At 28.0% G+C, this 24560-nt stretch carries 21 protein-coding genes and 1 pseudogene; all 22 read right to left on the bottom strand.

The window, feature by feature from the left end:
* Entirely contained in the window at positions 1–783 is a 783-nt protein-coding gene (lpxA, locus tag AC5SL0_RS02630; protein ID WP_494618624.1) for an acyl-ACP--UDP-N-acetylglucosamine O-acyltransferase, read from the bottom strand.
* The gene (gene lpxD / locus AC5SL0_RS02625; RefSeq protein WP_494618622.1) at positions 780–1760 is read right to left on the bottom strand and encodes a UDP-3-O-(3-hydroxymyristoyl)glucosamine N-acyltransferase; all 981 of its coding nucleotides are present in this window, start codon (positions 1758–1760) and stop codon (positions 780–782) included. Before lpxD ends, lpxA begins: the two co-directional genes overlap by 4 nt.
* Positions 1761–1812: 52 nt before the next feature.
* Positions 1813–2253 carry a 3-hydroxyacyl-ACP dehydratase FabZ gene (fabZ, locus tag AC5SL0_RS02620; protein WP_027306569.1) on the bottom strand — a complete coding sequence of 147 codons (441 nt, stop codon included), beginning with the start codon at positions 2251–2253 and terminating at the stop codon, positions 1813–1815.
* Positions 2254–2257: 4 nt separating this feature from the next.
* Positions 2258–2782 carry an OmpH/Skp family outer membrane protein gene (locus AC5SL0_RS02615; RefSeq protein WP_494618620.1) on the bottom strand — a complete coding sequence of 175 codons (525 nt, stop codon included), beginning with the start codon at positions 2780–2782 and terminating at the stop codon, positions 2258–2260.
* A complete protein-coding gene (gene bamA / locus AC5SL0_RS02610; RefSeq protein WP_494618618.1) occupies positions 2782–5019 on the bottom strand; it encodes an outer membrane protein assembly factor BamA in 2238 nt (745 codons plus the stop codon). Before bamA ends, AC5SL0_RS02615 begins: the two co-directional genes overlap by 1 nt.
* Positions 5020–5026: 7 nt before the next feature.
* A complete protein-coding gene (locus AC5SL0_RS02605) occupies positions 5027–6193 on the bottom strand; it encodes a 1-deoxy-D-xylulose-5-phosphate reductoisomerase (protein WP_494618616.1) in 1167 nt (388 codons plus the stop codon).
* A gap of 1 nt (position 6194) precedes the next feature.
* A complete protein-coding gene (locus tag AC5SL0_RS02600; protein ID WP_494618614.1) occupies positions 6195–6857 on the bottom strand; it encodes a phosphatidate cytidylyltransferase in 663 nt (220 codons plus the stop codon).
* Positions 6857–7534 (bottom strand): polyprenyl diphosphate synthase, encoded by a 678-nt coding sequence (uppS, locus tag AC5SL0_RS02595; protein WP_494618612.1) that lies wholly within the window; start codon positions 7532–7534, stop codon positions 6857–6859. Before uppS ends, AC5SL0_RS02600 begins: the two co-directional genes overlap by 1 nt.
* Positions 7531–8082, bottom strand: coding sequence for a ribosome recycling factor (gene frr, locus AC5SL0_RS02590; RefSeq protein WP_320412859.1), 552 nt, complete (start codon positions 8080–8082; stop codon positions 7531–7533). Before frr ends, uppS begins: the two co-directional genes overlap by 4 nt.
* Positions 8083–8934 carry a translation elongation factor Ts gene (tsf, locus tag AC5SL0_RS02585; protein ID WP_494618610.1) on the bottom strand — a complete coding sequence of 284 codons (852 nt, stop codon included), beginning with the start codon at positions 8932–8934 and terminating at the stop codon, positions 8083–8085. It abuts the gene before it with no gap.
* Position 8935: 1 nt separating this feature from the next.
* On the bottom strand, positions 8936–9757 hold the full coding sequence (rpsB, locus tag AC5SL0_RS02580; RefSeq protein ID WP_494618608.1) for a 30S ribosomal protein S2: 822 nt from the start codon (positions 9755–9757) through the stop codon (positions 8936–8938).
* 129 nt (positions 9758–9886) lie between these two features.
* A pseudogene (dnaE, locus tag AC5SL0_RS02575) lies at positions 9887–13301 on the bottom strand (DNA polymerase III subunit alpha).
* A complete protein-coding gene (locus AC5SL0_RS02570) occupies positions 13285–13971 on the bottom strand; it encodes an ABC transporter ATP-binding protein (RefSeq protein ID WP_494618606.1) in 687 nt (228 codons plus the stop codon). Before AC5SL0_RS02570 ends, dnaE begins: the two are co-directional and overlap by 17 nt.
* Positions 13964–15196 carry an FtsX-like permease family protein gene (locus AC5SL0_RS02565; RefSeq protein WP_494618604.1) on the bottom strand — a complete coding sequence of 411 codons (1233 nt, stop codon included), beginning with the start codon at positions 15194–15196 and terminating at the stop codon, positions 13964–13966. Before AC5SL0_RS02565 ends, AC5SL0_RS02570 begins: the two co-directional genes overlap by 8 nt.
* Positions 15193–16527, bottom strand: coding sequence for a proline--tRNA ligase (gene proS / locus AC5SL0_RS02560; protein WP_494618602.1), 1335 nt, complete (start codon positions 16525–16527; stop codon positions 15193–15195). Before proS ends, AC5SL0_RS02565 begins: the two co-directional genes overlap by 4 nt.
* A gap of 1 nt (position 16528) precedes the next feature.
* A complete protein-coding gene (locus AC5SL0_RS02555; protein ID WP_011282023.1) occupies positions 16529–16774 on the bottom strand; it encodes a DUF1467 family protein in 246 nt (81 codons plus the stop codon).
* On the bottom strand, positions 16775–18430 hold the full coding sequence (locus tag AC5SL0_RS02550; protein ID WP_494618600.1) for a ribonuclease J: 1656 nt from the start codon (positions 18428–18430) through the stop codon (positions 16775–16777). It lies immediately after the preceding gene.
* Positions 18431–18432: 2 nt separating this feature from the next.
* Positions 18433–19179: a type III pantothenate kinase gene (locus tag AC5SL0_RS02545; protein WP_494618598.1), complete on the bottom strand. Its 747-nt coding sequence runs from the start codon at positions 19177–19179 to the stop codon at positions 18433–18435.
* A complete protein-coding gene (locus tag AC5SL0_RS02540) occupies positions 19176–19739 on the bottom strand; it encodes a biotin--[acetyl-CoA-carboxylase] ligase (protein WP_494591223.1) in 564 nt (187 codons plus the stop codon). The genes AC5SL0_RS02545 and AC5SL0_RS02540 overlap by 4 nt, the downstream gene beginning before the upstream one ends.
* Entirely contained in the window at positions 19739–21154 is a 1416-nt protein-coding gene (gene nuoN / locus AC5SL0_RS02535) for an NADH-quinone oxidoreductase subunit NuoN (RefSeq protein ID WP_020169349.1), read from the bottom strand. The genes AC5SL0_RS02540 and nuoN overlap by 1 nt, the downstream gene beginning before the upstream one ends.
* The gene (locus AC5SL0_RS02530) at positions 21154–22647 is read right to left on the bottom strand and encodes an NADH-quinone oxidoreductase subunit M (RefSeq protein ID WP_006997024.1); all 1494 of its coding nucleotides are present in this window, start codon (positions 22645–22647) and stop codon (positions 21154–21156) included. Before AC5SL0_RS02530 ends, nuoN begins: the two co-directional genes overlap by 1 nt.
* Positions 22647–24560 (bottom strand): NADH-quinone oxidoreductase subunit L, encoded by a 1914-nt coding sequence (nuoL, locus tag AC5SL0_RS02525; RefSeq protein WP_494618596.1) that lies wholly within the window; start codon positions 24558–24560, stop codon positions 22647–22649. Before nuoL ends, AC5SL0_RS02530 begins: the two co-directional genes overlap by 1 nt.

Here is a 24560-nt window from a genome sequence, read left to right as displayed (position 1 = left end):
TTATTTTGAAAATGGTGTACAAATAGGTCTTTTTTTATCTTTCTCTAAAAAATTCACTACCTCTAATACAAGCTCGTTCTTTTTAAAATCTTGATCTAGTTTGATCAAATTTTGAGATAAATTCTCATCCTTAAAAATTTCTTTATAGGCATCACTTAAATTTAAAATTTGTTTATTTGGAATATTCTTTCTTCTTAAACCTATTAAATTTAATCCTTGTAACACACTTCGATTACCATGAGCTATTCCATACGGTATGACGTCTCTTACAACACCACACATGCCTCCTATCATTGCTGACCTTCCGACTCTAGTAAACTGCTGTACGGCTGAATTACCTCCTATTATGACATTACTTTCTATATGTGCATGTCCTCCTAAAGGAACGTTGTTAGCTAAAATAACGTTATCTTCGACTAAACAATCATGTGCTATATGTGAAGAAACCATAAATAAACAGTTATTTCCTATTTTAGTTAATCCACCACCTCCTGCAGTTCCAGGGTTAATGGTTACATATTCTCTAATTTTATTATTGTCACCAATTTCAAGCTTCGTTTCTTCACCTGCAAATTTTAAATCTTGAGGATCATTTCCAATTGATGCAAATGAATAGATCTTATTATTGATTCCAATTTTGGTATGTCCAACAATGCTTACATGTGGTTGTATTATAGAATTTTCTCCTATTTCAACATTGGGACCTATTAAAGTGTAAGCTCCAATACTAACATTGGTGCTAATTTTAGCTTTTGGATCAATAATTGCTGTTTTATGTATCATTTATTATCTTTTAAAAAATCTCTAATATTTTTTGCAGGATATCCCATTACTTTTGAATTATCTTTAATATCTTTTATCACTCCACTGCCACCTGCTATTTCAACATTATTGCCAATAGTTAAATGACCAGAAATCCCAGCTTGTCCACCAATTCGAACGTTATTGCCAATAATAGAGCTACCAGCAATTCCTACTTGACCTGCTATAATTGAATTGTCTCCAATTTTAACATTATGAGCAATGTGAATTTGATTATCTAAAAATGAATTTTTTCCAATAACAGTATTAGACATAGAGCCTCTATCAATAGTGCAACCACAACCGATTTCAGAATTTTCACCAATTATTACAATTCCAATATGTGGATATCTTAAATTTTTTTTACTAACAGGAAAAAAACCAAACCCATGCTTACCAATAACGCAATTATCTAAAACTGTAACGTTATTATCAATTAATGTATTTCTTATAATAACATTTGATCCTATTGAGCAATTATCACCAATTGAAACATTCTGTTCAATAATAGTATTATGACCAATTAAGCAATTAGATCCAAGGGTAACATTGTCACCAATTAAAACATTTTTTCCACATTTTACTTTATCTTTAAATTTTGTTTCAGCTATATCTTTTGCTGTATAATCAAAGTTATCATTAATTGAAGTGGGATAAAATTTAGATGTAACTTTAGAAGTTGAAACTAAAACATTCTCAACAATTAATGGTGTGCAGCTTGTTGGTAATTCATCTTTTAAAATCTCAGTTGTTAAGCAAAAAGAAGCTTTAGTATTTTTTGCAACATTTTTATATTTTTTAGAATGAAAAAAAGTAATGTCATTTATTTTTGATGTAAATAAATCTTTAATATCATTAATTTCTTGATCATTATCAATATTAAGGTCTTTAAGATTTATTAATTGTAAAATATCAGATATTTTAAAGGGACCATAATTTCTAAAAAAAGGATTAATCACAAATCCTTTTTACCAAAGCTAACTAAACAGTGTTATCAAGATTTGTTGCTGATTATTTCTTATCAACAATAGTAGCTGACCATTGAGCATCAGCCATTTTTTTTCCATCAACAAAGGCATCTCCTTTATATTTCCAAACCCTGCCATGGGTTCTGATTGCTTGAATTTTTAATTCTAATTTACAATCAGGTATTACAGGATTTCTAAATCTTGCTTTTTCTATGCCCATTAAAAAAACTAGCTTGTTATCATATGTTTCTTTATCTAAACCATGAGCCGTTAATGCTGCAGCAGCTTGACCAAATGCTTCTACAATTAAAACACCAGGCATAACAGGATTATCAGGGAAATGACCTTGAACAAAAAAGCTATTTTTTTTAACATAAACAATAGCAGTGGCAGAAGATAATTTTTCAATATCGTGCAATTCATCAATTAGTAACATTGGCTCCCTATGAGGTAGCAAATTAGCAATTTGTTTTTTATCTAACATCTATTTATTTATTAATCTTAAATTCTTTAACTTTTGAATTTACAATCTTAATAACTTCGTCTGTAATGTCTAGTTGTGTTTTTGCAACAACTAAATCCTTTTTTTGTAAAATAATAGCTATTTCTTTGTCATTTGAAAATTTAACTAAAATTGGATTAATCAATTTTAAAAGATTGTTGGTATTATCTATTTTCAATCTATTAAAATCAGCTAACATTTTTTTTCTATTTTGATTGTAGTTATTAATCTCAGATTTCAGTTCACTAACCTTATTTTTAAAATCATTTTCAGATATAATATTTTTTTGAGAAATTAATTTTGTTTCTTTTTCTTTGAATTTTTTTTCTTCCTCATTTAAAAATTTTAAATTTTTTTTGTTAAGATCTGTTAATTGTTTTAAAATTGAAGAGCCTGCTTTAGATGTTGAAATAACTTTATCTATATCTATGAATGCTATTTTTTGTTCAGATAAAACTGTATTTGTAAAAAATAGAAAAATAACTAAAATTGATGGGAGTAGTTTTTTCATCAAAAAGTGGTACCTATATTAAACCTGAAAGATTCAGTTATATCATTTTTACCTTTAGTGATTGGTTCAGATAAAGAAAAGTTTAAAGGACCAACTGGTGTGAAGAAATCTACAGCTATTCCTACGGACGACCTAATTTTACTTTCATCACTTAATGATGAACTATAATCTATACCCCAGACATTTGCTGCATCAAAAAAGAGAGAAAAATTAGTATTTTGTGAACTTGGTAAAATTTGAGAAATACTTGTTGCTATATTTATTGAGGCTGCATAATTTCCACCAATATAATCAGCACCATCTTTTGGGCCAACTTTTCCAGACTCGAAACCTCTTAGTTTACTTGCTGGTAAATACAATCTATCAGAAAGTTTAATATTTTTACCAGTTAAGGAATTTGCAGTTTTGCCAAAAAAGCCAATAGATAAGATATTTTCATCTAACCATTCATTATATATTTTATAATCATAAGCGTTGGTGAGGGTATAACTTTCACTTATTAAAGGAATATTTTGCGTGAACCTACTAATATATCCATCTGAAGTTTTGTATCTTTGGTCTCTCTTATCATATCTAAGAGTATGATTAAAAAAAGTATCAAAATATGATCCTTCTTGTTTTTTAATACTAGCAGAGGCTGTGTTATCAGTCTCTAGTTTTTCAACAAACGAGGAAACTCCTGTATTCCAATATAGGTCATCATATAACTCAAAACCACTTCCAACAGAAAATCCAGTTTTATTTGATTTATAACCAAAATCTTTAAGTCTATCTGTGATCGAACTTTCCACTGAGGTGTTTAATGATCTGTTAGAGCCATTGTAGTTGGGGTTATTCATTGAAATAATTCCCTTTAGACTTTCAGTGCTAACTGTTACATCGGATGAAAAGGCTATACCTCTTCCAAGAAAATTATTTTCAGATACACCAAAAGAAAAAGTTTCACCGCCAGTACCAACACCAGCACCAGCCATAATTTCCCCTGTAGGTTTTTCTTCAACTGTAATATTAATTATTTTTTTATTTTCATTATCGATATTTAAAATTTCTGACTCAACTTTACTGAAAAAATTAAGTCCTCTTAAATTATTTAATGTTCTAGTTTGAAGTAACTCATTAAAAGCATCACCTTCATCAACCAGAAAGTTATTTCGAATTACTTCTTCACGAGTAATATTATTACCCATTATGTTAATTTTTTCGATATAGAATTTTTCGGACTCACCTATATCGAATGTAAGATTGATTAAATTGTCTTCTATACTCTCATTAACCGTAGACTCTAGAAACTCAAATTGTTCATTTAAAACAATATTATCAATTTCTTTTAAAATTTTATCAATAGAGTTGAGAGAAAAATGTTTTCCTTTAAGCTCTTTAAAAATATTATCTAATTGTTGAAAATTAGCACGATCATAATCTAATGGAAGGTTAAGATTGAATTCATTAAAATAAAATTTTTTACCAGATGAAATATTATAAATTATTTCAAAGTTATCATTACCAAGATAGTTAGCAAATGACGACTCAATTACAACATTAAAAAAACCCTTATTCTTGTAAAAATTATCCAACAATCTTTTGTCATAATTAATTAAATTTTCATTCAAGTATTTTTTTCCTGAGAGAAACTTCCAAAATTTATATTCCTCACTAATAATTATATTTCTTAATGTACTGTCTTTAAATTTTTTATCTCCAATGAATGAAATTTTTAAAATTTTAGATTTTTCACCAAGTTCAATTTGGTAAAGTAGATCAATTTTATTATCCCCTAAATCTTGATAAGACGATGTGACTTTAGAAAAATAATAACCATTATCTTTTAGGAAGCTTAATATGGCTGCTTCATCTTTTTTAATTGAGGTTAAATTATAAGAAGATCTATTTTTTAAAGTTAAGATTTCATACAATGATTCTTCTGTTTTTTTTCTTTTAATTCCCTCTATAAAAACTGTTTGAATTATTGGATTTTCCAATACATCTATAGTTAGATTATTGTTTTCAATTTTAACTGTAACATCTTTAAAAAAACCTGATTTATATAGTTTCTTTAAAATTTCATTTATGGAATTTTCATCTAAAGTTATGTCATCTTGAATTTCTGAAAAAACTAATATTGTTTCATTAGAGATTCTCTCGTTACCATTAATGATAATTTTTTCATAATTTTTTGAATACGACGAAAAAGTTAAAAATATAAAGAGTATAATTAATTGAATGAAAAACCTAAACATAGCGAGTTTATACACTCATAGAGCTGATTTTTAAACTTACATAATCACTTAAATTGTAAATTTCCTCAATATTTCTCGGTTTCATTGATTTAAATTTATTGAATTCAGGGGTATTGCAAATTTTTAGCAACGTATTTGATATATCGGTAAATTTAATCTTATTATTTAAAAAAAGTTTCACCAATTTATCATTTGCACTGACAATAATAGTCTCAAATAAAGAATCCTCATTACTCAAATTATTAAGAATTTTAATTACTGGGAATCTGATATTTTCAATTTTTTTAAGATTTAGATTATTCAAGGTTTTAATATCGATATTCTTAGATTTAAGTTTTTTGCCTGTATTAAAATAAATAGAATTAAATATTGGAATTTTCATGTTAGTATCATGAACTAAAAGTTTTGATAAACCATTATTAAACTTTACTATTGCATGCAAGTATGACTTTGGATGAATTAATATTTCAAGTTGCTTATAATTTAAGTTAAAGATCTTTTTTGCTTCTATAATTTCAAAAACTTTGTTCATCATTGTGGCAGAGTCTATTGTAATTTTTTTTCCCATCGACCAATTAGGATGTTGTAATGCATCTTTTACTGAAATATTTCTAAATTTTTTTAATGGTAAGTCTCTAAAAGGGCCTCCAGAAGCTGTTATATAAATTTTTTCAAAATTATTTTTTTTATTATTATCTAATAGTGACCAAATCGAAAAATGTTCAGAATCTACTGGTACAAAATATGTTTTATGTTTTATTAAATCTTTTTTAATTAAATTCCATCCACATATGATAGATTCTTTATTTGCTATCGCTATAGTTTTGGTAAATTTAATAATATCCAAAGTTGGTTTTAATCCCTCGAATCCTGAAATTGCACACATTGAATAATCAATTTTATTATTTGCATTAAAAATTTTATTTAACGAATTAAAATTTTTAAAAACATTGACTTCGGTATTTTTCAAAAGATTGGTTGTAATTAAAAAAGAATTATAATTAGTGACAACTACATTTTTAACATTAAACAATTTAACTTGTTTTATTAATTTCTTATAATTTTTATTAGCAGTGAGTAATACAATTTTAAAGTTTTTTTGATCATCTTTAATAATCTTCAATAATGATGAGCCAATAGAGCCAGTAGATCCAAAAATTGCAATTTTTTTCATATTAAATAACTATAAACAAAAAAATCCCGAGTGGTATTGCAAAAATTATTCCATCTATTCTATCTAAAACACCTCCATGGCCAGGTAGTAAATCACTTGTATCTTTAACTTTTGCTTTGCGCTTTAATAGTGAAATGAATAGATCACCTAATTGAGATGTTAGGGAAATAATGATTGTTATTAAAAAAAAATTTACTAATGATTGATCAATTTGAACTTTATAAAAAAAGGGGATCAGCAATATAGAGAGCATAAAAGAACCAATTGATCCAGAAATTGTTTTATTGGGACTGATTTTAGTAAGTTTCTTTCCTTTAAATATTTTTCCACAAACAAGCCCTCCTATGTCTGACAGTATTGCAACTAAAACAGAATATAAAAGGTAGATTTTAAGATTAGAATTCTCTGATTCTATAGTAAAAATTAAATAAACTAATGCTGATAAATAAATTAAAGATAAAGTTTTATAAGAGAATCTAAAAAATTTATCCTTTAAAACATTTTTTTTAAAAATTTTTGATATTAATGCATAAAATTCAATCCATGAAATTATTGCTATAATAATTAAAGAAATTATCATTATATACGAGAAAAAAAACATTCCAACTAAAAGAGCAATAAGAAGTATTGAAGTTAAAATTCTTTTTTTAATATTTAAGTTCATTAAATTGATCCAAAATTTCTTTTAATATTTTTAAATTTATTTAGAATTTTATCAAAATCTTTACCGGTAAAGTCAGGCCATAATTTTTTTTCAAAGAATATCTCAGTGTAAGATAGTTGCCAAAGTAAAAAATTACTTAGCCTATGAGTATTTCCTGTTCTTATTAAAATATCAGGATTTGGAAAACGCTTTGTATACAAATTATTGTCTATATTTTTTTCATTTATTGTGATTTTTTTTTGTTTAATCTTTTTTATGGCATTAATTAATTCAATTTTAGAACCGTAGTTTAAGGCGATATTAACTTGTAGCATTTTTTTATTAAAAGTTTTTTTTTCTGATAATTTAATTAATTTTTGAAGTTGTGCTGGTAATTTATTTAATTCACCAATGAACTTAAGCTTAATATCTTTTTCAATAATTTTATTAATCTTTTTTTGTAAAAAACTTTCTAATAATTTAAATAAAAAAATAATTTCATTTTTGGGTCTTTTCCAATTTTCAGAAGAGAAGGTATAAAGAGTTAAAAACTTAATTTTATGTTTGATGCAATGATTAATGATTAGATCAACTGTATTTAAGCCAGCTCTATGACCTGCATTTCTTGATTGTTTATGCTTAATGCCCCATCTACCGTTTCCATCCATGATGATGGCAACATGTTTAATTGGGTTCATATGGTCATTATTTCTTTTTCTTTGGCTTCAACTTTAGTATCTATGATTTTAATATGTTCGTCTGTAAATGATTGTACTAATTTTTCATTAATCTTTTCTTCATCTTCACTAATTATTTTTTCTTTAACTAGGTTTTTTAAATCATCATTGGCTTCTCTTCTAATATTTCTAATTGAGATTTTACACTTTTCACCCATAGATTTGATTAATTTTTTAATCTCTGTTCTTCGTTCTTCATTTAAATCTGGTACTGGCAACCTAATTAATTGACCATCAATTTGAGGATTTAAACCTAATTCTGATTTTTTAATTGCAGTATCAACAAGTGGTACATTATTAAGATCCCAAACTTGAATATTAATAGTTCTAGAGTCAGGAGTTGTTATGCTTGATAGTTGATTTAAAGGCATTGCTTGACCATAAACATCAACCTTAACAAGATCTAACATCGAGGCATTTGCTCTGCCAGTTCTTAATGATGTTAACTCTTTCTGAAAAACCTCAATGGTTTTATCCATCTTCTGGCTATAAGTTTTTTCATTAAACATTTATTCACCTATTTTAATTCTTAGAAAATTGTTAATCTTTAAATCGGGTATGTTTAGTTCTTTTATGACATCTTGAACTTTCTTTTTTGGCTCCATAACCCAGGCCTGTGTTAACAAAGCATTTTCTTCTTTAAATTTATTCATTTTACCTAAACTAATTTTTTGTGCAATCTCCTCTGGTTTTCCTGAGTTTTTCAACTCTTCTGCAACAAGATCCTGTTCTTTTTGAAGAAGATCTTTATCAATCATATCTGAACTTAGTGCCAAAGGATTTGAAGCTGCAATATGCATTGAAAGTTGTTTACCAAAAGCTTTAACTTCTTCACTATCGTTTGAGGTCTCAAGTGAAGTTATGACTGATAATTTAGACAAATTATCTTTAACTACAGTATGTAAATAATTAAAATTTTTAGAACCTGGTTGGCTAAATGTTTTGGCTTTACCAAGTGTTATTTTTTCTCCCATTTTTGCAATTAATGCAACAAGGCTATCTTCAACTGTTTCTCCATTTGCCATTTTTGACTTATTGAGTTTCTCTAAGTCAGATGAATTTTGATTATTCAGTTCACTTAATTCTTTTGCAAAGGATACAAAGTCATCATTTTTAGCAACAAAATCTGTTTCACAGTTAATTTCAATAACAGATATTTTATTTTCATCACCTGAAGTTGCAATAACACCTTCTTTAGCATCTCTTGACATTTTTTTTGAAGCTTTAGAAATCCCTTTTACTCTTAAAATTTCAACAGCTTTATCTAGGTCACCTCCAGATTCTTTGATTGCTAAATTGCAATCTTTAAATCCGGCACCCGTTGCTTCACGTAATTGTTTTACTTTTTCTATATCACTCATGTTAATTTAGTTTTTCCTTATCTTTTTTTGAAAATTTAGCATCTAACTTTTCTCTATCAATCTCCTGAATGGTTTTTGATGAAGTTTCTTTTGTTTTTGTATCATCAACATCTGGTTTTTCTTCAGTTTTAGATGGAGCAGCTTTTTTTGCATTTTCAATAGTTTCTTTTACTAGATTGCAATACAAATCAATTGCTCTTCTAGCATCATCGTTACCAGGAATTGGGTAATCAATACCATCAGGATTAGAATTGCTGTCAAGTATAGCACAGATTGGAATACCTAATTTAGAAGCTTCTGCAATAGCTAGAGACTCATAATTAGTATCAATAATAAAAACTAGATCAGGAACCTTTTTCATTTCTGCAATTCCACCTAATGCTCTTTCTAATTTATCTTTTTTAACACTCATCTTTAAAAGTTCTTTTTTTGTAAAGCCTCTATTTTCAGCTATAAGATCAGCCTCATATTTTTTCATCTTTTTAATTGATCCTGAGATTGTTCCCCAGTTAGTTAGCATTCCACCCAACCATCTGTAGTTTACAAAGTATTGTCCAGTTTCTTTTGCAACTTCAGCAATAGCTTCTGATGCTTGTTTTTTTGTAGATACAAAAAGAATTTTTCCATTATTGGCTATCGTATTGTAAACTTTTTCTAAAGCTACATTGGTTAATTCTAATGTTTGAGTTAAATCAATAATGTGAATTGAATCTCTTTTTCCAAAAATGTATTTTTTCATCTTTGGGTTCCATCTTAAGGTCTTATGACCTAAATGAACGCCTGCTTCTAATAGTTGTTGGATAGTTAGACTTGGTATTTTCATATTTATTCCCGGTTAAGCCACCACAGTAATTTCCATTTAAGGACCGGAGGTATAAAACCACAAACTGTGTGCGTGTTAATTTAATTTAAGAGTTATTTACAAATTATTTATAAAACAAACAAGTCTTTTTTAATGAATAGTTGTCGAAATATCTTTATTTCTGATAGTATTAATAGCTTTCCTGTCAATAAGACGCTTATTTTTTAATTTAAAGCTAATTTCATTGTTTTTATCAGTTATATTAATTTTTACCTCAGTTGTCCCCTCTTCATTCACTAAATCAGATATTTTATCGATGTCTTTAATTGATTTAATATTAAATACAATTTCGTTAACAGGCTTATTAAAAAGATCCTTGAGAGATGCAATTTTTTGAACATTTATTCTTTTAAATTTATTTTCATCGTTAGAAATGGTTTTGATCAAGGTTATGATTAAAGAGCTACCCTCAACTAAAGCCTCTCTATTAAGTTCTAAAATATCTGAAAAAATAAAGAGCTCAAAAACACTGGTTAAATCAGTGAACTTAATAACTCCGTATGAATTACCTTTTGCAGTTTTTCTTTCAGTGATTTTTAAAAGTGTAGCTGCGATATTTGCCTCTTTTATTGTATCATCCAAATTAAATTGTGCATAATCGACAATTTTATAGTCATCAAAAATTTCTTTGAATTGATTTAAAGGATGGTCAGATATAAAAAAACCAATAGCTTCAAATTCTCTTGATAAACGATCCTCAAACTTCCAATCTTCAATATTTAGAACTATTTCATTATCCTGTTCTTCATCTGAGCCAAAAAGATCAATTTGATTTGCTGCTTTGTTTTCATAAATATTTTTTGTTTTTAAAATAAAATTTGGAATAGAATTAAATAAGGCTTGTCGATTGTTATCTATATTATCAAAAGCTCCTGCTTTAACCAAACCTTCTAATTGAAGTTTATTTATATCTTTAGGATTAACTCTATTTAAAAAATCATTTATAGATTTAAAATCTCCATTTTCATTTCTTTCTTTAACAACATTTGATATTGCTTCATAACCAACACTTTTAATTCCACCAAGAGCATAATAAAAATTATTCTCATCGAATTGAAAATCTGCAAAGCACTTATTAATATCAGGTCGTATTACTTTAATATTAATTCTTTTTAGTTCTTCATGGAATTCGCCCAATTTATTTTGATTTGAAATATCCATTGTCATAGATGCTGCAAAAAACTCTTTAGGATAATAGGTTTTTAAAAAAGCTGTTTGATAGGAAATTATAGCATAAGCAGCAGCATGACTTTTGTTAAATCCATATTCAGCAAATGGTTCAATTTTTAAAAATATACTAGCTGCAACTTCTTTGCTAATTCCATTTTTCAAAGCACCAGCAATAAATCCCTGTTTCTGCTTTTCTAATTCGGCTCTTTTTTTTTCCCATAGCTCTTCTTAAAATATCTGCCTCACCAGCGGTAAAACCAGAGAGTTTTTGTGCTATTTGCATCACTTGTTCTTGATAAATAATAACTCCATAAGTAGGTTTTAAAATATCCTCAAGTAATGGATGCAAATAATCAGGTGTTTGTCTTCCATGCTTACAGTCATTGTAAATTGGTATGTTGCTCATAGGTCCAGGACGGTAAAGAGCAACAAGAGCAATAATATCTTCAATATGGTTGGGTTTCATTTGCAACAAAGCTTCGCGCATACCAGCGCTTTCAACTTGAAATAATCCAACAGTGTTACCAGAAGATAAAAGTTCAAAAACTTTTTGATCATCAAAATCAATATCTTCAATTTTGAAATCTTTAACTTTTTTATTAATCAATTTTTGTGTTCTATTAATAACTGTTAAAGTTTTTAATCCTAAAAAATCAAACTTGATTAAGCCAGCATTTTCTGCTGAATACATGTCAAATTGTGTTGATGGTAACAGCAAGTCTGCTGCAGCATCTTTGTATAAAGGTACAACTTCTGTTAATTTTCTATCAGCTATTACAACACCTGCTGCATGAGTTGCTACATTTCTATTTAAACCTTCTAATTTTAAAGAAAGATCAGTTAATTTTTTTACACGTGGGTCTTCATTAACTAATTTTTGAAGTCGTGGTTCACTATTAATACACTCAGTTAGACTTTGAGGTCTAGAAGGATCAAAAGGGATCATTTTTGAAATACTGTCAACAAAACCATATGGTAAACCTAATACTCTACCAACATCTCTAATAACCATTCTCGCTTTTAATTTTCCAAATGTAATTATATGAGCAACACTATCTTTATATTTTGTAGTTAAATATTTAAAAACAAGATCTCTTTTTTCCTCACAAAAATCTATATCAAAGTCAGGCATTGATACTCGATCAGGGTTTAAAAATCTTTCAAATATTAAATTAAATTTAATCGGATCAACATCTGTAATGGATAAACACCAAGCAACCAGTGAGCCAGCACCAGAACCTCTACCAGGTCCTACTGGAATATCGTTATTTTTAGCCCATTTAATATAATCAGATACAATCAAAAAATAACTTGGATATTTCATTTCGATTATAATTTTTAACTCATGATCTAGTCTGTCTTTGTATTTCAAAAATTTATCATCTGTTTTTAAATTGTTTTCTTCAATTTTAAAAACTTTCAGGAATTTTTCTTTTAATCCATCTAGCGAATCTTTTTTAAGTATTTCATCAGCACTGCCTCCTTTTTCAGAACTAATATTCGGAAGTACGGGTTTTGAAAACTGTGGTCTAAAATTACATTTAAATGGTAAATTGAAGTTATTTTCTAAAGCTTCAGGAAGATCTGAAAATAGCTTTGACATTTCTTCATTAGATTTAAAATAATGCTGGTTGCTATATTTAATTCTATTTTTTTCATTAACATAAGTTTTAGAACCAATGCACGTTAAAGCATCATGAGCTTCGTGCATGTCAGGTGTTAAATAATAAACTTCATTTGTAGCAATAATTGGTGTCTTAATTTTTAAAGATTGTTCTAAATTAAATTTTTCAAAAGCAATTTCGTTTTGATCACCATGTCTTTGGATTTCTAGGTAAAAATTATCATTAAATTTTGATGATAAACTTCTATATAGTTTTGATATTTCATCTAAACGACCTTTTTCAAATAGTTTACCAAACAAACCTTGAATAGTCCCAGAAAGTAAGGACACACCTTCAGTGTCTATTAAAAGTTCTTTTACATCTAAATGAGGGTCAGATATTGCATCATTTTCAAGGTAAGACCTTGAGGAAAGTTCAATAATTCTCTTATATCCATTTTCGTTAAGAGCTATTAGAGGTAATAGCCCTGTTGTATCTTCAAATCTAAAATAAATTTGAGTCCCAATAATTGGCTGTGTACCAACCTTAGAAATATTTTCAGCAAACTCTAATGCACCACATAAATTAGATGTATCTGAAATACCTAAACAAGGTATTTTTTTTTCTTTACAAAAATCTTTTAAGTTATCAATTTTGATAGCACCTTCACAAATTGAATACTGTGTGTGAATTTTTAAGTGATTAAAATTTTGATTATTTAATTCTGGCATTGATAGTTTTTATATTACCATCAATCATTTCTAATTTGCAATCAGCCATATTAGCAAAAAATCTATTGTGAGTTGCATAAATTATTAATCTATTTTTATTTTTTAATTTATATAAAACATTAAAAACCTCTTTAGCAGTAGTATGATCTAAGCTGCCAGTAGGCTCGTCTGCTAATATAATTTCAGGTTCATTAATTAGTGCTCTAGCCATTGCAATTCTTTGCATTTCACCACCTGATAGTTCAGATGGAAAATGAGCTTCGCGTGATGAAAGACCCATTGTTTTTATAATTTCTTTTGCTCTTTCAATTGAATTTTTTTTATCATTAGTTAAAGCTAAACCAGCTAAATAAACATTCTCTAGTGCTGTAAAATCTGGAAGTAAATTATTTTGTTGATAGATAATACCAATTTTACTTGATCTAATTTTATCATTTTTTGCATTTTCATTAAAGTTTACCGGTGTTTTATTAATTAACAATGAACCAGTGGTAGGTTTATCTATTAGTGACAAAACATTTAATAATGTAGACTTTCCAGATCCAGATGGACCAACCAGAGAATAAATCTTACCTTTTATAAAAGAATAATTAATTTTTTTTAAAACATTTATTTTTTTATTGTTAGAAAAAGATTTAGATATGTTCTTTAATGATATCAAATTATTCATACTTAAGTCCTTTAACAGGGTCTAATTTTGAAGCTTTTATTGCTGGAAAAATTGAAACGATAATAGTTATAAAAATTGAACAAAGAGAAATTATAAAAATTGAGGTTGGGTTTATTTCAGAGGGCATTGTGCTCAAAAAATAAATCTCTTCAGGAAACAAGCTAATATTAAATGTATTACTTAAGAATTCTCTCAGGTTTTCAATGTATAAAGAAAATATTACACCTAAAAAGATTCCAAAAAGTGTTGCTGTAGTTCCAATAATAACACCAACAAGGAAAAATATCTTAACAATAGACTTGTTCAGGACACCAATGGACTTAAGTATAGCTATATCTCTTGTCTTATTTTTAACCAAAATTGTAAGACCTGAAATAATGTTAAAAGCAGCTACTATAATAATCAAAGATAAGATTATAAACATTACATTTCTTTCAACTTTTAATGCAGAAAATAATGAGCTATTCATATCAGCCCAACTGTATACAAATTCATTTTTGAATATTTGTTGAATTTTACTTTTTGCTTCTTCGATATTTGATGGTTTGTTCAAATAAATTTCTAGGTTACGCTCTTCTTTTTCAAAACTAAAAAAGCTTTCCAAAGTGTCTAAATTTATAAAAGCAATGTTTGCATCAAAATCCGCTAAACCACTATCAAAGATAGATCTAATAATAAAAGTTTCTTGCCGGGGTAAACTTCCTATTATTGTTTCAATGCCTACTGGAGACATTATTGACACTTTATCTCCTACACTAAGATTTAAATTAAAACTTAATTCTTTACCTATTGATATCGAATTCTTTGTTAATTGGTTTGGTTTACCAATTAAGTTTCCTTTTTTTACAACATCAAGTTTTAGAAAATTTTCTCTACTATAACCTCTTAAAATTAAACCTTTGGTGTAGTTTTTGCTAATAACAATAGCTTCACCAGAATTACTAAGTATTAATTCTTTTGAAATTAATTTTAGATTTTCATTATCTAGTTTTTCTAAATTAATAGAAGTCTCATATGGTTTAACAGTGACATGAGCATTAAATCCTACAATCTTATTAATTAACTCACTTCTAAAGCCATTCATAACAGACATCACAATAATAAGTACTGCAACACCAAGGCTAATTCCAATAAATGAAAAAATGGATATTATATTTAAAAAACCATCTTTTTTTCTGGTTTTTAAATATCTAAGTGTAATTTCTTTTTCTAATGCAGAAATCAATTTTTTAATTTTTGTTCAGTTAAAATTTGAGTTATTTGATCTAGTGTTAAACTTTTAGGATCCTTTCCAATCTCTTTAAACTCTAATAAATTATCTTCTGAATTTTTTCCTATAATTATTTGATAAGGCACACCTATCAAATTAAATTTTTTAATTTTAGATGAAAGATTTTCATCCATGTCATCAATAATTGTATCAATATTTTTACTTTCAAAATGTTTAAAAAGTTTATTCGCTTTATCTAATGCCGATGTATCATTTTTGTTAATCATAGGTATTATTGCAAGTTCGTATGGTGCTACAGAAAATGGCCATTTCATTATTTCATCTTTTTGATCATATTTAGCTTCTATAATTGCTCCAACTAGCCTTGATACACCAATTCCATAAGATCCCATTTTAACAAAATCTTTTTTGCCACCTGGAAGATCTACAGCTGCATTTAAAGCTTTTGAATATTTATCTCCAAAATAAAAAATGTGACCTACCTCTATACCTTTTGTAATTAACCTATTTTCTTCTGACACCTTTTCTTCAAATTCATTTTTATTAAATTTTTCATCGGCTACAGCGTAATATTGTTCATATTTTTTTCTTAAGTCTTGTAAGGATTGTCTATCCAATACAGTTCCTTCACTACCTAAATCAAAAACTCTTTTATCTGTAAAAATTTTACTTTCTCCTGTATCTGCTAAAATAATAAATTCATGAGATAAATTTCCACCAATTGGTCCCGTATCAGCTGCCATTGGTATTGCTGAAAGTTCTAATCTTTTAAATGTTTTTAAATATGAGAAAAAGAATTTATTATACGAGAATGTTGCATCTTCGTCATTAACGTCAAACGAATATGCATCCTTCATATAAAACTCCCTACCTCTCATTATTCCAAATCTTGGTCTAACTTCATCTCTAAATTTCCATTGTATATGATATAATAATTGAGGAAGTGATTTATAAGATTTTACACTTGATCTAAATATATCTGTAACTAACTCTTCATTGGTTGGTCCATAAAGCATTTCTCTATCTTGACGGTCTTTAATACGAAGCATTTCATCACCATAATCGTCATAACGACCACTTTCTTTCCAAATATCGCTGGGCTGTATAGTTGGCATAAGTATTTCTTGGGCACCAATTTTATTTTGTTCTTCTCTTACTATTTGTTCAATTTTTTTCATCACCTTAAAACCTAAAGGTAGCCATGAATAAATACCTGCTGAGGATTGTTTAATCATACCAACCCTTAGCATTAACTGATGTGATTTAATTTTTGCTTCTGATGGGTTATTTTTTAATATTGGAATGAATGACTTTGAAATGTACATTTTAATTAATTATATATCTTAAATTTAAATATTCATATTTTATCAATAAATAAATTATCACGAAAATAACTGTTGTTATACCAGTACAATAAATAAATTTTTTTAGCATCTTAGGATTTTCAGGAGAACCTGCGTCTTCACCATCAATTTTGATAGATTTTTGTCTATTTACATCAATTGGAAGAATTGTAAAAAAAACTATCCACCAAATTATTATATAAATTATAGCAAGACCTGTTGCACTCATTTAAATTCTTACTAGGTTGATATTGATAAATGGTCTTTTACCAGTGAAATCTTTAGCACATTTTCTACATGTTATTTTTAAAGCATCAATTAAATTAAATTCTTGCTTTTTACTTTTTATAGAAAAAGTTCTAGTTGTTTTTTCGATTGCTTCTTCTAATTCGTATATAAACTCATCAACATCATAAACAGGCAGTCCTCTAAAAGTTAATACGGGTCTTTTGTGGATATTGCCTTTTGCAGTAATTAAAATAGTAACCTCCATATATCCATTTGCACTAATGTTTTTTCTATCTTTGATTGATTGAGCATCTTCTTCTACACTCATATTACCATCCAAATAAAGTCTACCGCTTGGTGCTTTATCAAAAACATGTGGTTTACCAGGCGCTAATTTTACAATATCTCCATTTTCAACTTGAACAGGATGTGGAACTTTCATTTCTTTAGCAAACTTCATATGTTCAATCATATGTCTGTGTTCACCATGAACAGGAACTGCACATTGAGGTTTTACCCAATCGTACATCTCTCTAAGATCATCTCTATTGGGGTGTCCAGAAACATGAACAAATTCGCTTTCTTCTGAAATAACTTCAACACCATCTTTAACTAGTTGATTTTGTAATTTATACAATTTTTTCTCATTACCGGGAATAATTTTTGAAGAAAAAATAACAGCATCATCTTTTTCAATGAATACATCCGGGTGAGTATTACTAGAAATTCTCATTAGTGCTGCCATAGGTTCCCCTTGGCTACCTGTACAAAGATAAATTATTTTTTCTCTAGCAATTTTTTTGGCATCACGCGCATCGATAGGTTCTATAACATTTTTTAAATAACCACATTGTCTTGCTGCTTTAAATATTCTATGCATGGACCTTCCTACTAAAGATATTTGTCTACCAGTTTTTTCTGCACAATAAAAAGCTGTTTCCATACGTGCAACATTTGAAGCAAAAGAAGCCATTACAATTCTCTTTTTAAGGCTGCCCATGATATTTAATAAGCTTTTTCTAACATCTAACTCTGAACCAGCTTTACCCATGCTAAATACATTTGTTGAATCACAAATCATAGCAAGCACACCCTCATTACCAATTTCTTTAAGTCTATCTGAATTGATCTTTTCACCAATAAGTGGCTCAGGATCAATCTTCCAATCACCAGTATGCAATATTACACCTGCTGGAGTTTCAATTCTAAGACCATTGGGCTCAAGGATTGAGTGAGTTAGAGTTATATATTCTATTTTAAATGGATCTAAATTTACTGTTCCATTTAATTGAACTATTTTGAGAAACTTGGTTACATCTATATTTTTTTCTTTAAATTTTTCTTTTATTAAAACCGCTGTAAATGGAGTTGCAAAGATTTTACATTTAAGTTGAGGCCAAAGATGTGCGATCGCACCAATATGATCTTCATGTGCATGAGTTAAAATAATTCCTAAAAGGTCATCTTTTTTATCAACAATAAATCCAGGATCTGGGTAAATAAGATCAATACCGGGTAAAGTATCATCAGCAAATGTAACCCCAATATCAACCATGATCCATTTATGCTCACCAGGTTTACCGTAGGCAAATAGGTTCATATTCATACCAATTTCTCCGGACCCTCCTAGAGGGCAAAATAATAATTCATCTTTCATATTTATTTAATTAAAGTAGTGGCTCTGATTAGGCCTTTAATTGTTATGTCTTTATTTAATGTAACTTTCGTTTTTATTGAATTTTTGAATAAACCAGAAAATCCTCCAGTAATAATAATTTTAAAGGACATCTTAGTCTCTTTCTTAATTAAATTAACAATATTGTCAATTAAACCCTCGTATCCCCAAAAAAAACCTGCTCTAACAGCACTAATAGTGTTTAATCCAATTACTCTATTTGTTTTTTTTAAATTGATCTTTGGTATTTGTGATGCTTTATCAGTTAATGTATCCAATGAGAGTTTAACACCAGGCGCTATAATGCCACCATGATAAGTATTTTTAATCAGAACATCAAATGTGGTTGCAGTTCCAAAATCTAAAATTATAAAATTATCCTTATTATTAATGATGCTAATTGCATTTGCTAATCTATCTGAACCAATTTGTTTATAATTAACTTTAATCTTAATCAATTTATTTAACTTAAGTTTTTTCAGTTCGTGACACTTTATTTTATAAACTTTGTTAAAAAAGATTTTAACTGCATTAAATTTTTTTGGTACAACGCTGCAAAATAAACATTTATTAATTAATTTATTTTTTAAATTTAGGCCAAGTAAAGATTTATTAAGTGAGGAGTGATTTATTTTTTTTGTTAACAAAGTAACACGTTTAATGATAATATTTTTAGAGTTTACCAAACAAATTTTAGTTTCTGTATTTCCTATATCACCAACAATAATCATTTTAAATTTCTATCTAAGTTTTTTATATTAAATTTAGGAAACATTGGAATAAAAGTTTCATAAATTTTTTTTAACCTTAAAGCAGCATAATTAGGTGTAATTTTAATGCCAGTTAAGTCAAACAAATTTGTAGTTAAATAGTTTTTTATAATTGGACTCTTGGTCAAATTTATACCCACTCCAACAACAATAAATTTTTCACCAGATTTGATTAATATTTCTTGTAAAATACCTGAAATTTTCATTTTATTTATTAACAAATCATTTGGTTTTTTAATTATAATTTTACCATTATAAAATTTTGATAATAATTTTTTAACTAAAAGACAGTTAACTTTTGTCAAATCTTTCAATGATAATTGGACTTTGTTAATTTTAAAAAAAATACTGACAAATAAATTTCCCTTAAAAGAAGTCCATTTTTTTCCATATTGACCCCTTCCCTTTTTTTGCTTTTCAGCAATTATAATTCCAGATTTGTTATTGGTTTTTTTTATTATTTGTATAGCTAGATCGTTAGTACTATTTACAGTTTTAAAATTGAACTTTTTTAATTTCATTAAATAATATTAATTCTAGATACAATTTCCACTAATTTGCTTGGAAAAATAAAATATAAGAGAATTAATAATGTTGAAAAAGTCAGGGATCCTTTTAGCCAAATATTATGATCTGTGTCATAACTTTCCTTTTCTTTATCAAAGTAAATAACCTTAATTATTTTGAGATAATAAAATGCAGCTATTACCGTTGATAAAAGACCTACAATAGCCAAGAAGTACATTGACTGCTCTATGACAGCTTTAAAAATATAAAATTTTGCAAAAAAACCAGCTAGTGGAGGAATGCCTGCTAATGAAAAAAGAATAGCTAGTAATGATAATGATAAAATTGGATGATTTTTTGATAGCCCTGATAAATCATCAATGGTTTCATAGTAAGCATCATTTCTCTTTAACATCAATAGGCAACTAAAAAAGGCAAGATTCATAACCAAGTATATCGACATATATACAATGGAACTTTGAATGCCTTCGTTTGAACCTGTAGACAAACCAGCTAGAGCATAACCCATATGACCAATTGAACTATATGCAATCAACCTTTTAAGATTATTTTGACCAATTGCAGCAATAGCACCAAAAATCATAGAGGCGATTGATAAAAATATTAATATAGGTTGCCATTGATCGATCATATTAACAAAAGGTATATATAAAAATCTTATGAAAACCGTAAGAGCTGCAACTTTTGGTACAATTGCAAAGAATAATGTGACAGCAGTTGGAGAGCCCTCATACACATCTGGTGCCCACATATGGAATGGTACAGCTGATATCTTAAATGCCAAACCAACAAGTATAAAAACAATTCCAAATGTTAAACCATAATGAGATGAATTCATTACATCACCAATAACATTAAAATTAGTTGATCCAGAAAACCCATAAACCAAAGAACATCCATACAACAATAATCCTGATGATAAAGCACTCAAAACAAAATATTTTAGTCCAGACTCTGAAGACTTTAATTGATCTCGATTAAATGATGCTAACACATATAAAGCTAAAGATTGCAACTCAAGACCTATATAAAAAACCATAAGATCATTCGAACTGATCATTACCATCATGCCTAAAATTGAAGAAAGAATTAAAACTGGATATTCTATTAAAAAAATCTTAAATATTTTGAGATATCTTGTTGAAATTGATAAAACAAATGCACCTCCTAAAATAGTGAGTATTTTCATAAATGATGAAAGATTATCCACAACGTAACCATCATTAAATAGTGAAATATTTTGATCTAACGGATTATTAAAAATTAAAATACCCGTAATAAGTAAAGATCCTACTGCAAGATTATGAACAATATTTGAGCTATTCTTTTTATAAACTCCAAGAAGCAATAAAAACATTATAGACAAAGATATAAATATTTCAGGTAGTATAAAATTTAAATTATCCATTAATTTTGTACCTCTGTTATATTCATATTTAAGTTAAAATTGTACATCTCTATTAAATCTTTTACAGAAATTTCAATCGTATTAATAAGAGGCTCTGGATAAAATCCAAAAAATAAAACTGGTATTGCTAAACACCACAAAATAAATTTTTCTGAATTATTAAGGTCAGGCATTTTTAAAAGTTCTTTATTTTTAATCTCTCCAAATACAACTCTTCTATATAGCCACAACATATATGCGGCGCCAAAAATAACACCTAAACTAGCTATAACTGCTACTAAGAAATTATCTTTAAATGCCCCCATTAGTATTAAAAATTCACCTATAAAACCACTAGTACCGGGTAAGCCTAATGCAGCTAAAGTGAAAAGCATAAATAATATAGAATATTTAGGCATAACCGAAACTAAGCCACCGTAAGTTGCTATTAATCTGGAGTGCATACGATCATAAACAACTCCAACACATAAAAACAATGCTGCTGAAACCAAACCATGACTTATCATTTGAACTATACTTCCTTCAATACCTTGTTGGGTAATTGTAAAAATACCTAATGTAACAAATCCCATGTGTGCAACTGAAGAATACGCTATTAACTTTTTCATGTCTTCTTGCATCAGCGCAACAAGAGATGTGTATACAATAGCAATCAAACTCAAGGCATAGACTAGAGGCGTAAATAAATCAGAAGCTACTGGGAAAAGTCCTAAAGAAAACCTAATAAACCCATAACCAGCCATTTTAAGTAATATAGCTGCAAGCAAAACAGAGCCAGCAGTAGGCGCTTCAACGTGTGCATCTGGCAACCAAGTGTGTACAGGCCACATTGGAGTTTTGACAGCAAAAGAACTAAAGAAAGCTAACCATAATAAATTTTGATATTTAGTGTCTATACCAAGTTCATAAAGCTGAGTTATATCTGTGGTTCCTGATATCCAATAGATCGAAATTATAGCAATTAGCATTAAAACAGAACCTAGTAATGTGTATAAGAAAAATTTAAATGCTGAATATACTCTTCTTGCTCCACCCCATATTCCAATTATTAAAAACATAGGTATTAATCCAGCTTCAAAAAATAAATAAAATATAACAAGATCAAGAGAGCAAAAAACACCAATCATTAAACTTTCCATTACTAAGATAGCAATCAGGAAATCTCTAAGTCTGTCTTTAACAGTATTGTTAACTGAGATTATACAAAGTGGTGTTATTAGCGCAGTTAAAACTATAAATAAGATTGATATTCCATCAATACCTATCTTATAATTAATAATTCCCTTTAACCATTCTCTATCTTCAACAAACTGAAAATCAGAAGTGGTTGGGTCAAACTGATACCAAAGATATAAAGAAATTAAAAAGTTAACAAACGATGTAAATAAAGCAACATATTTACCTGTATTAGAATTCTTATCTTTGGAAAATAATAGAAATAAAGAGCCCACTACAGGAAGTAAAATTAAAGATGATAAAATTGGAAAATTCATTAATTCAAAATTAAAAATGTTAATAATGCAGAAAATCCTAATAATATCATAAATGCATATTGATAGATAAATCCACTTTGAAATTTACTAGCTTTTAAAGATAGCCTATTAATCAATGAAGAAACTCCATCTGGTCCAAATTTATCAATAATTTTAACATCAACCATCTTCCAAAAAAATATTCCTAATTTTTTTGAAAATTTAATAAACAAAACATCATAAAGTTCATCGAAATACCATTTGTTTACTAAAAAGTTATGTAATGGTTTATTGGATTTAGCAATTTGATTTGGAATATCTTTATCTTTAACAAATAAATAATAAGCAATTGGAATGGAGGTTAATACAAGTGCTGGTGTGGTTAAAAGAAACCATAAAGGAGGATGTTCTGTACTTAATGGATTTAAAAATTTAATTGAATCTCCCCAAAAAATATTTCCACTACTATTGCCAATGAACAAATCCTTAAATAAAAAACCAGCAAAAATAGCTCCAATAGCAAGTATAAATAAAGGTAAAAGCATTACTAATGGGGATTCGTGCATTTCGTTAATATTAATTTTTTTATTATTATAATCTCCATGAAACGTTTTAAAAATTAATCTCCAAGAATAAATTGATGTTAAAACAGCAGTCAAAATTCCTACACCTGCTGCATAATATCCTGTTGTATTTCCTTTAAGATACGCAAATTCTATAATTGCATCTTTTGAATAAAAACCAGATAAGAATGGAAAACCAGTAAGAGCTAATGTTCCAATAATCATAAATATATAGGTGTATGGAAGTTTTTTATAAACACCTCCCATCTGATTAATATCTTGCTCATCTTTAAATGAGTGAATTACAGATCCAGAACCTAAAAAAAGTAAAGCTTTGAAAAAGGCATGAGTAAATAGGTGAAACATAGCAACATTATAAGCACCTACTCCTGCCGCAAAAAACATATAACCAAGCTGACTACAAGTTGAGTATGCAATTATTTTTTTTATATCAGTTTGTACTAAAGCTACAGTTGCAGCAAAAAAAGCTGTAGTCATTCCAACAACAGTAATTATATTTAGTGTAAGAGGTGAGTATTCAAAAATTGGAGAACATCTTACAACTAAAAAAACACCAGCTGTAACCATGGTAGCCGCATGAATTAAAGCTGAAACTGGTGTGGGGCCTTCCATGGCATCTGGTAACCAAGTGTGTAAGAAAATTTGTGCTGATTTACCCATTGCACCTATGAATAAAAGAATACAAATTAAATCAATTGCTCCAACATTCATTCCTAAAAATAAAAGTTTTTTTTCAACAATTTGTGGAATTTGATTAAAAACTTCTACATAGTTTACAGTACCAAATAAATAAAAGATTAAAAAAATTCCTAAAGCAAAGCCAAAATCACCTACTCTATTTACCACAAAGGCTTTTATTGCAGCTGCATTTGCTGTTTCTTTTTTAAACCAAAAACCAATCAAGAAATATGAACAAAGCCCTACACCCTCCCATCCAAAAAATAGCTGAAGAAAATTATCAGAGGTAACCAATGTTAGCATTGAAAAAGTGAAAAGTGACAAATAAGCCATGAATCTTGGCTTATGTGGATCATGAGACATATAACCAATTGAGTAAATATGCACTAAAGCTGAAACTAAAGTTACAACAACAAGCATTACAGATGATAAAGCATCAACTTTAATAGACCAATTAACATCTAAAGTTCCAGAGTTAATCCAAGTTGCTACAACTACATTACTTTCATATCCGTTAACAATCACTTGATAGAATAATATAATTGAAAGTAACGCTGAAATTGACACAAAAAGACTAGTTACAATTTCTGAATTCCTATCACCTAAATATTTACCAAAAAAACCAGAAGTTATTGAGGCTAATAATGGAAGAAATATTAAAGCTAATTCCAT

This window comes from Candidatus Pelagibacter sp. PS_16, assembly GCF_059417965.1.
This window is presented reverse-complemented; position numbering and strand designations above follow the sequence as displayed.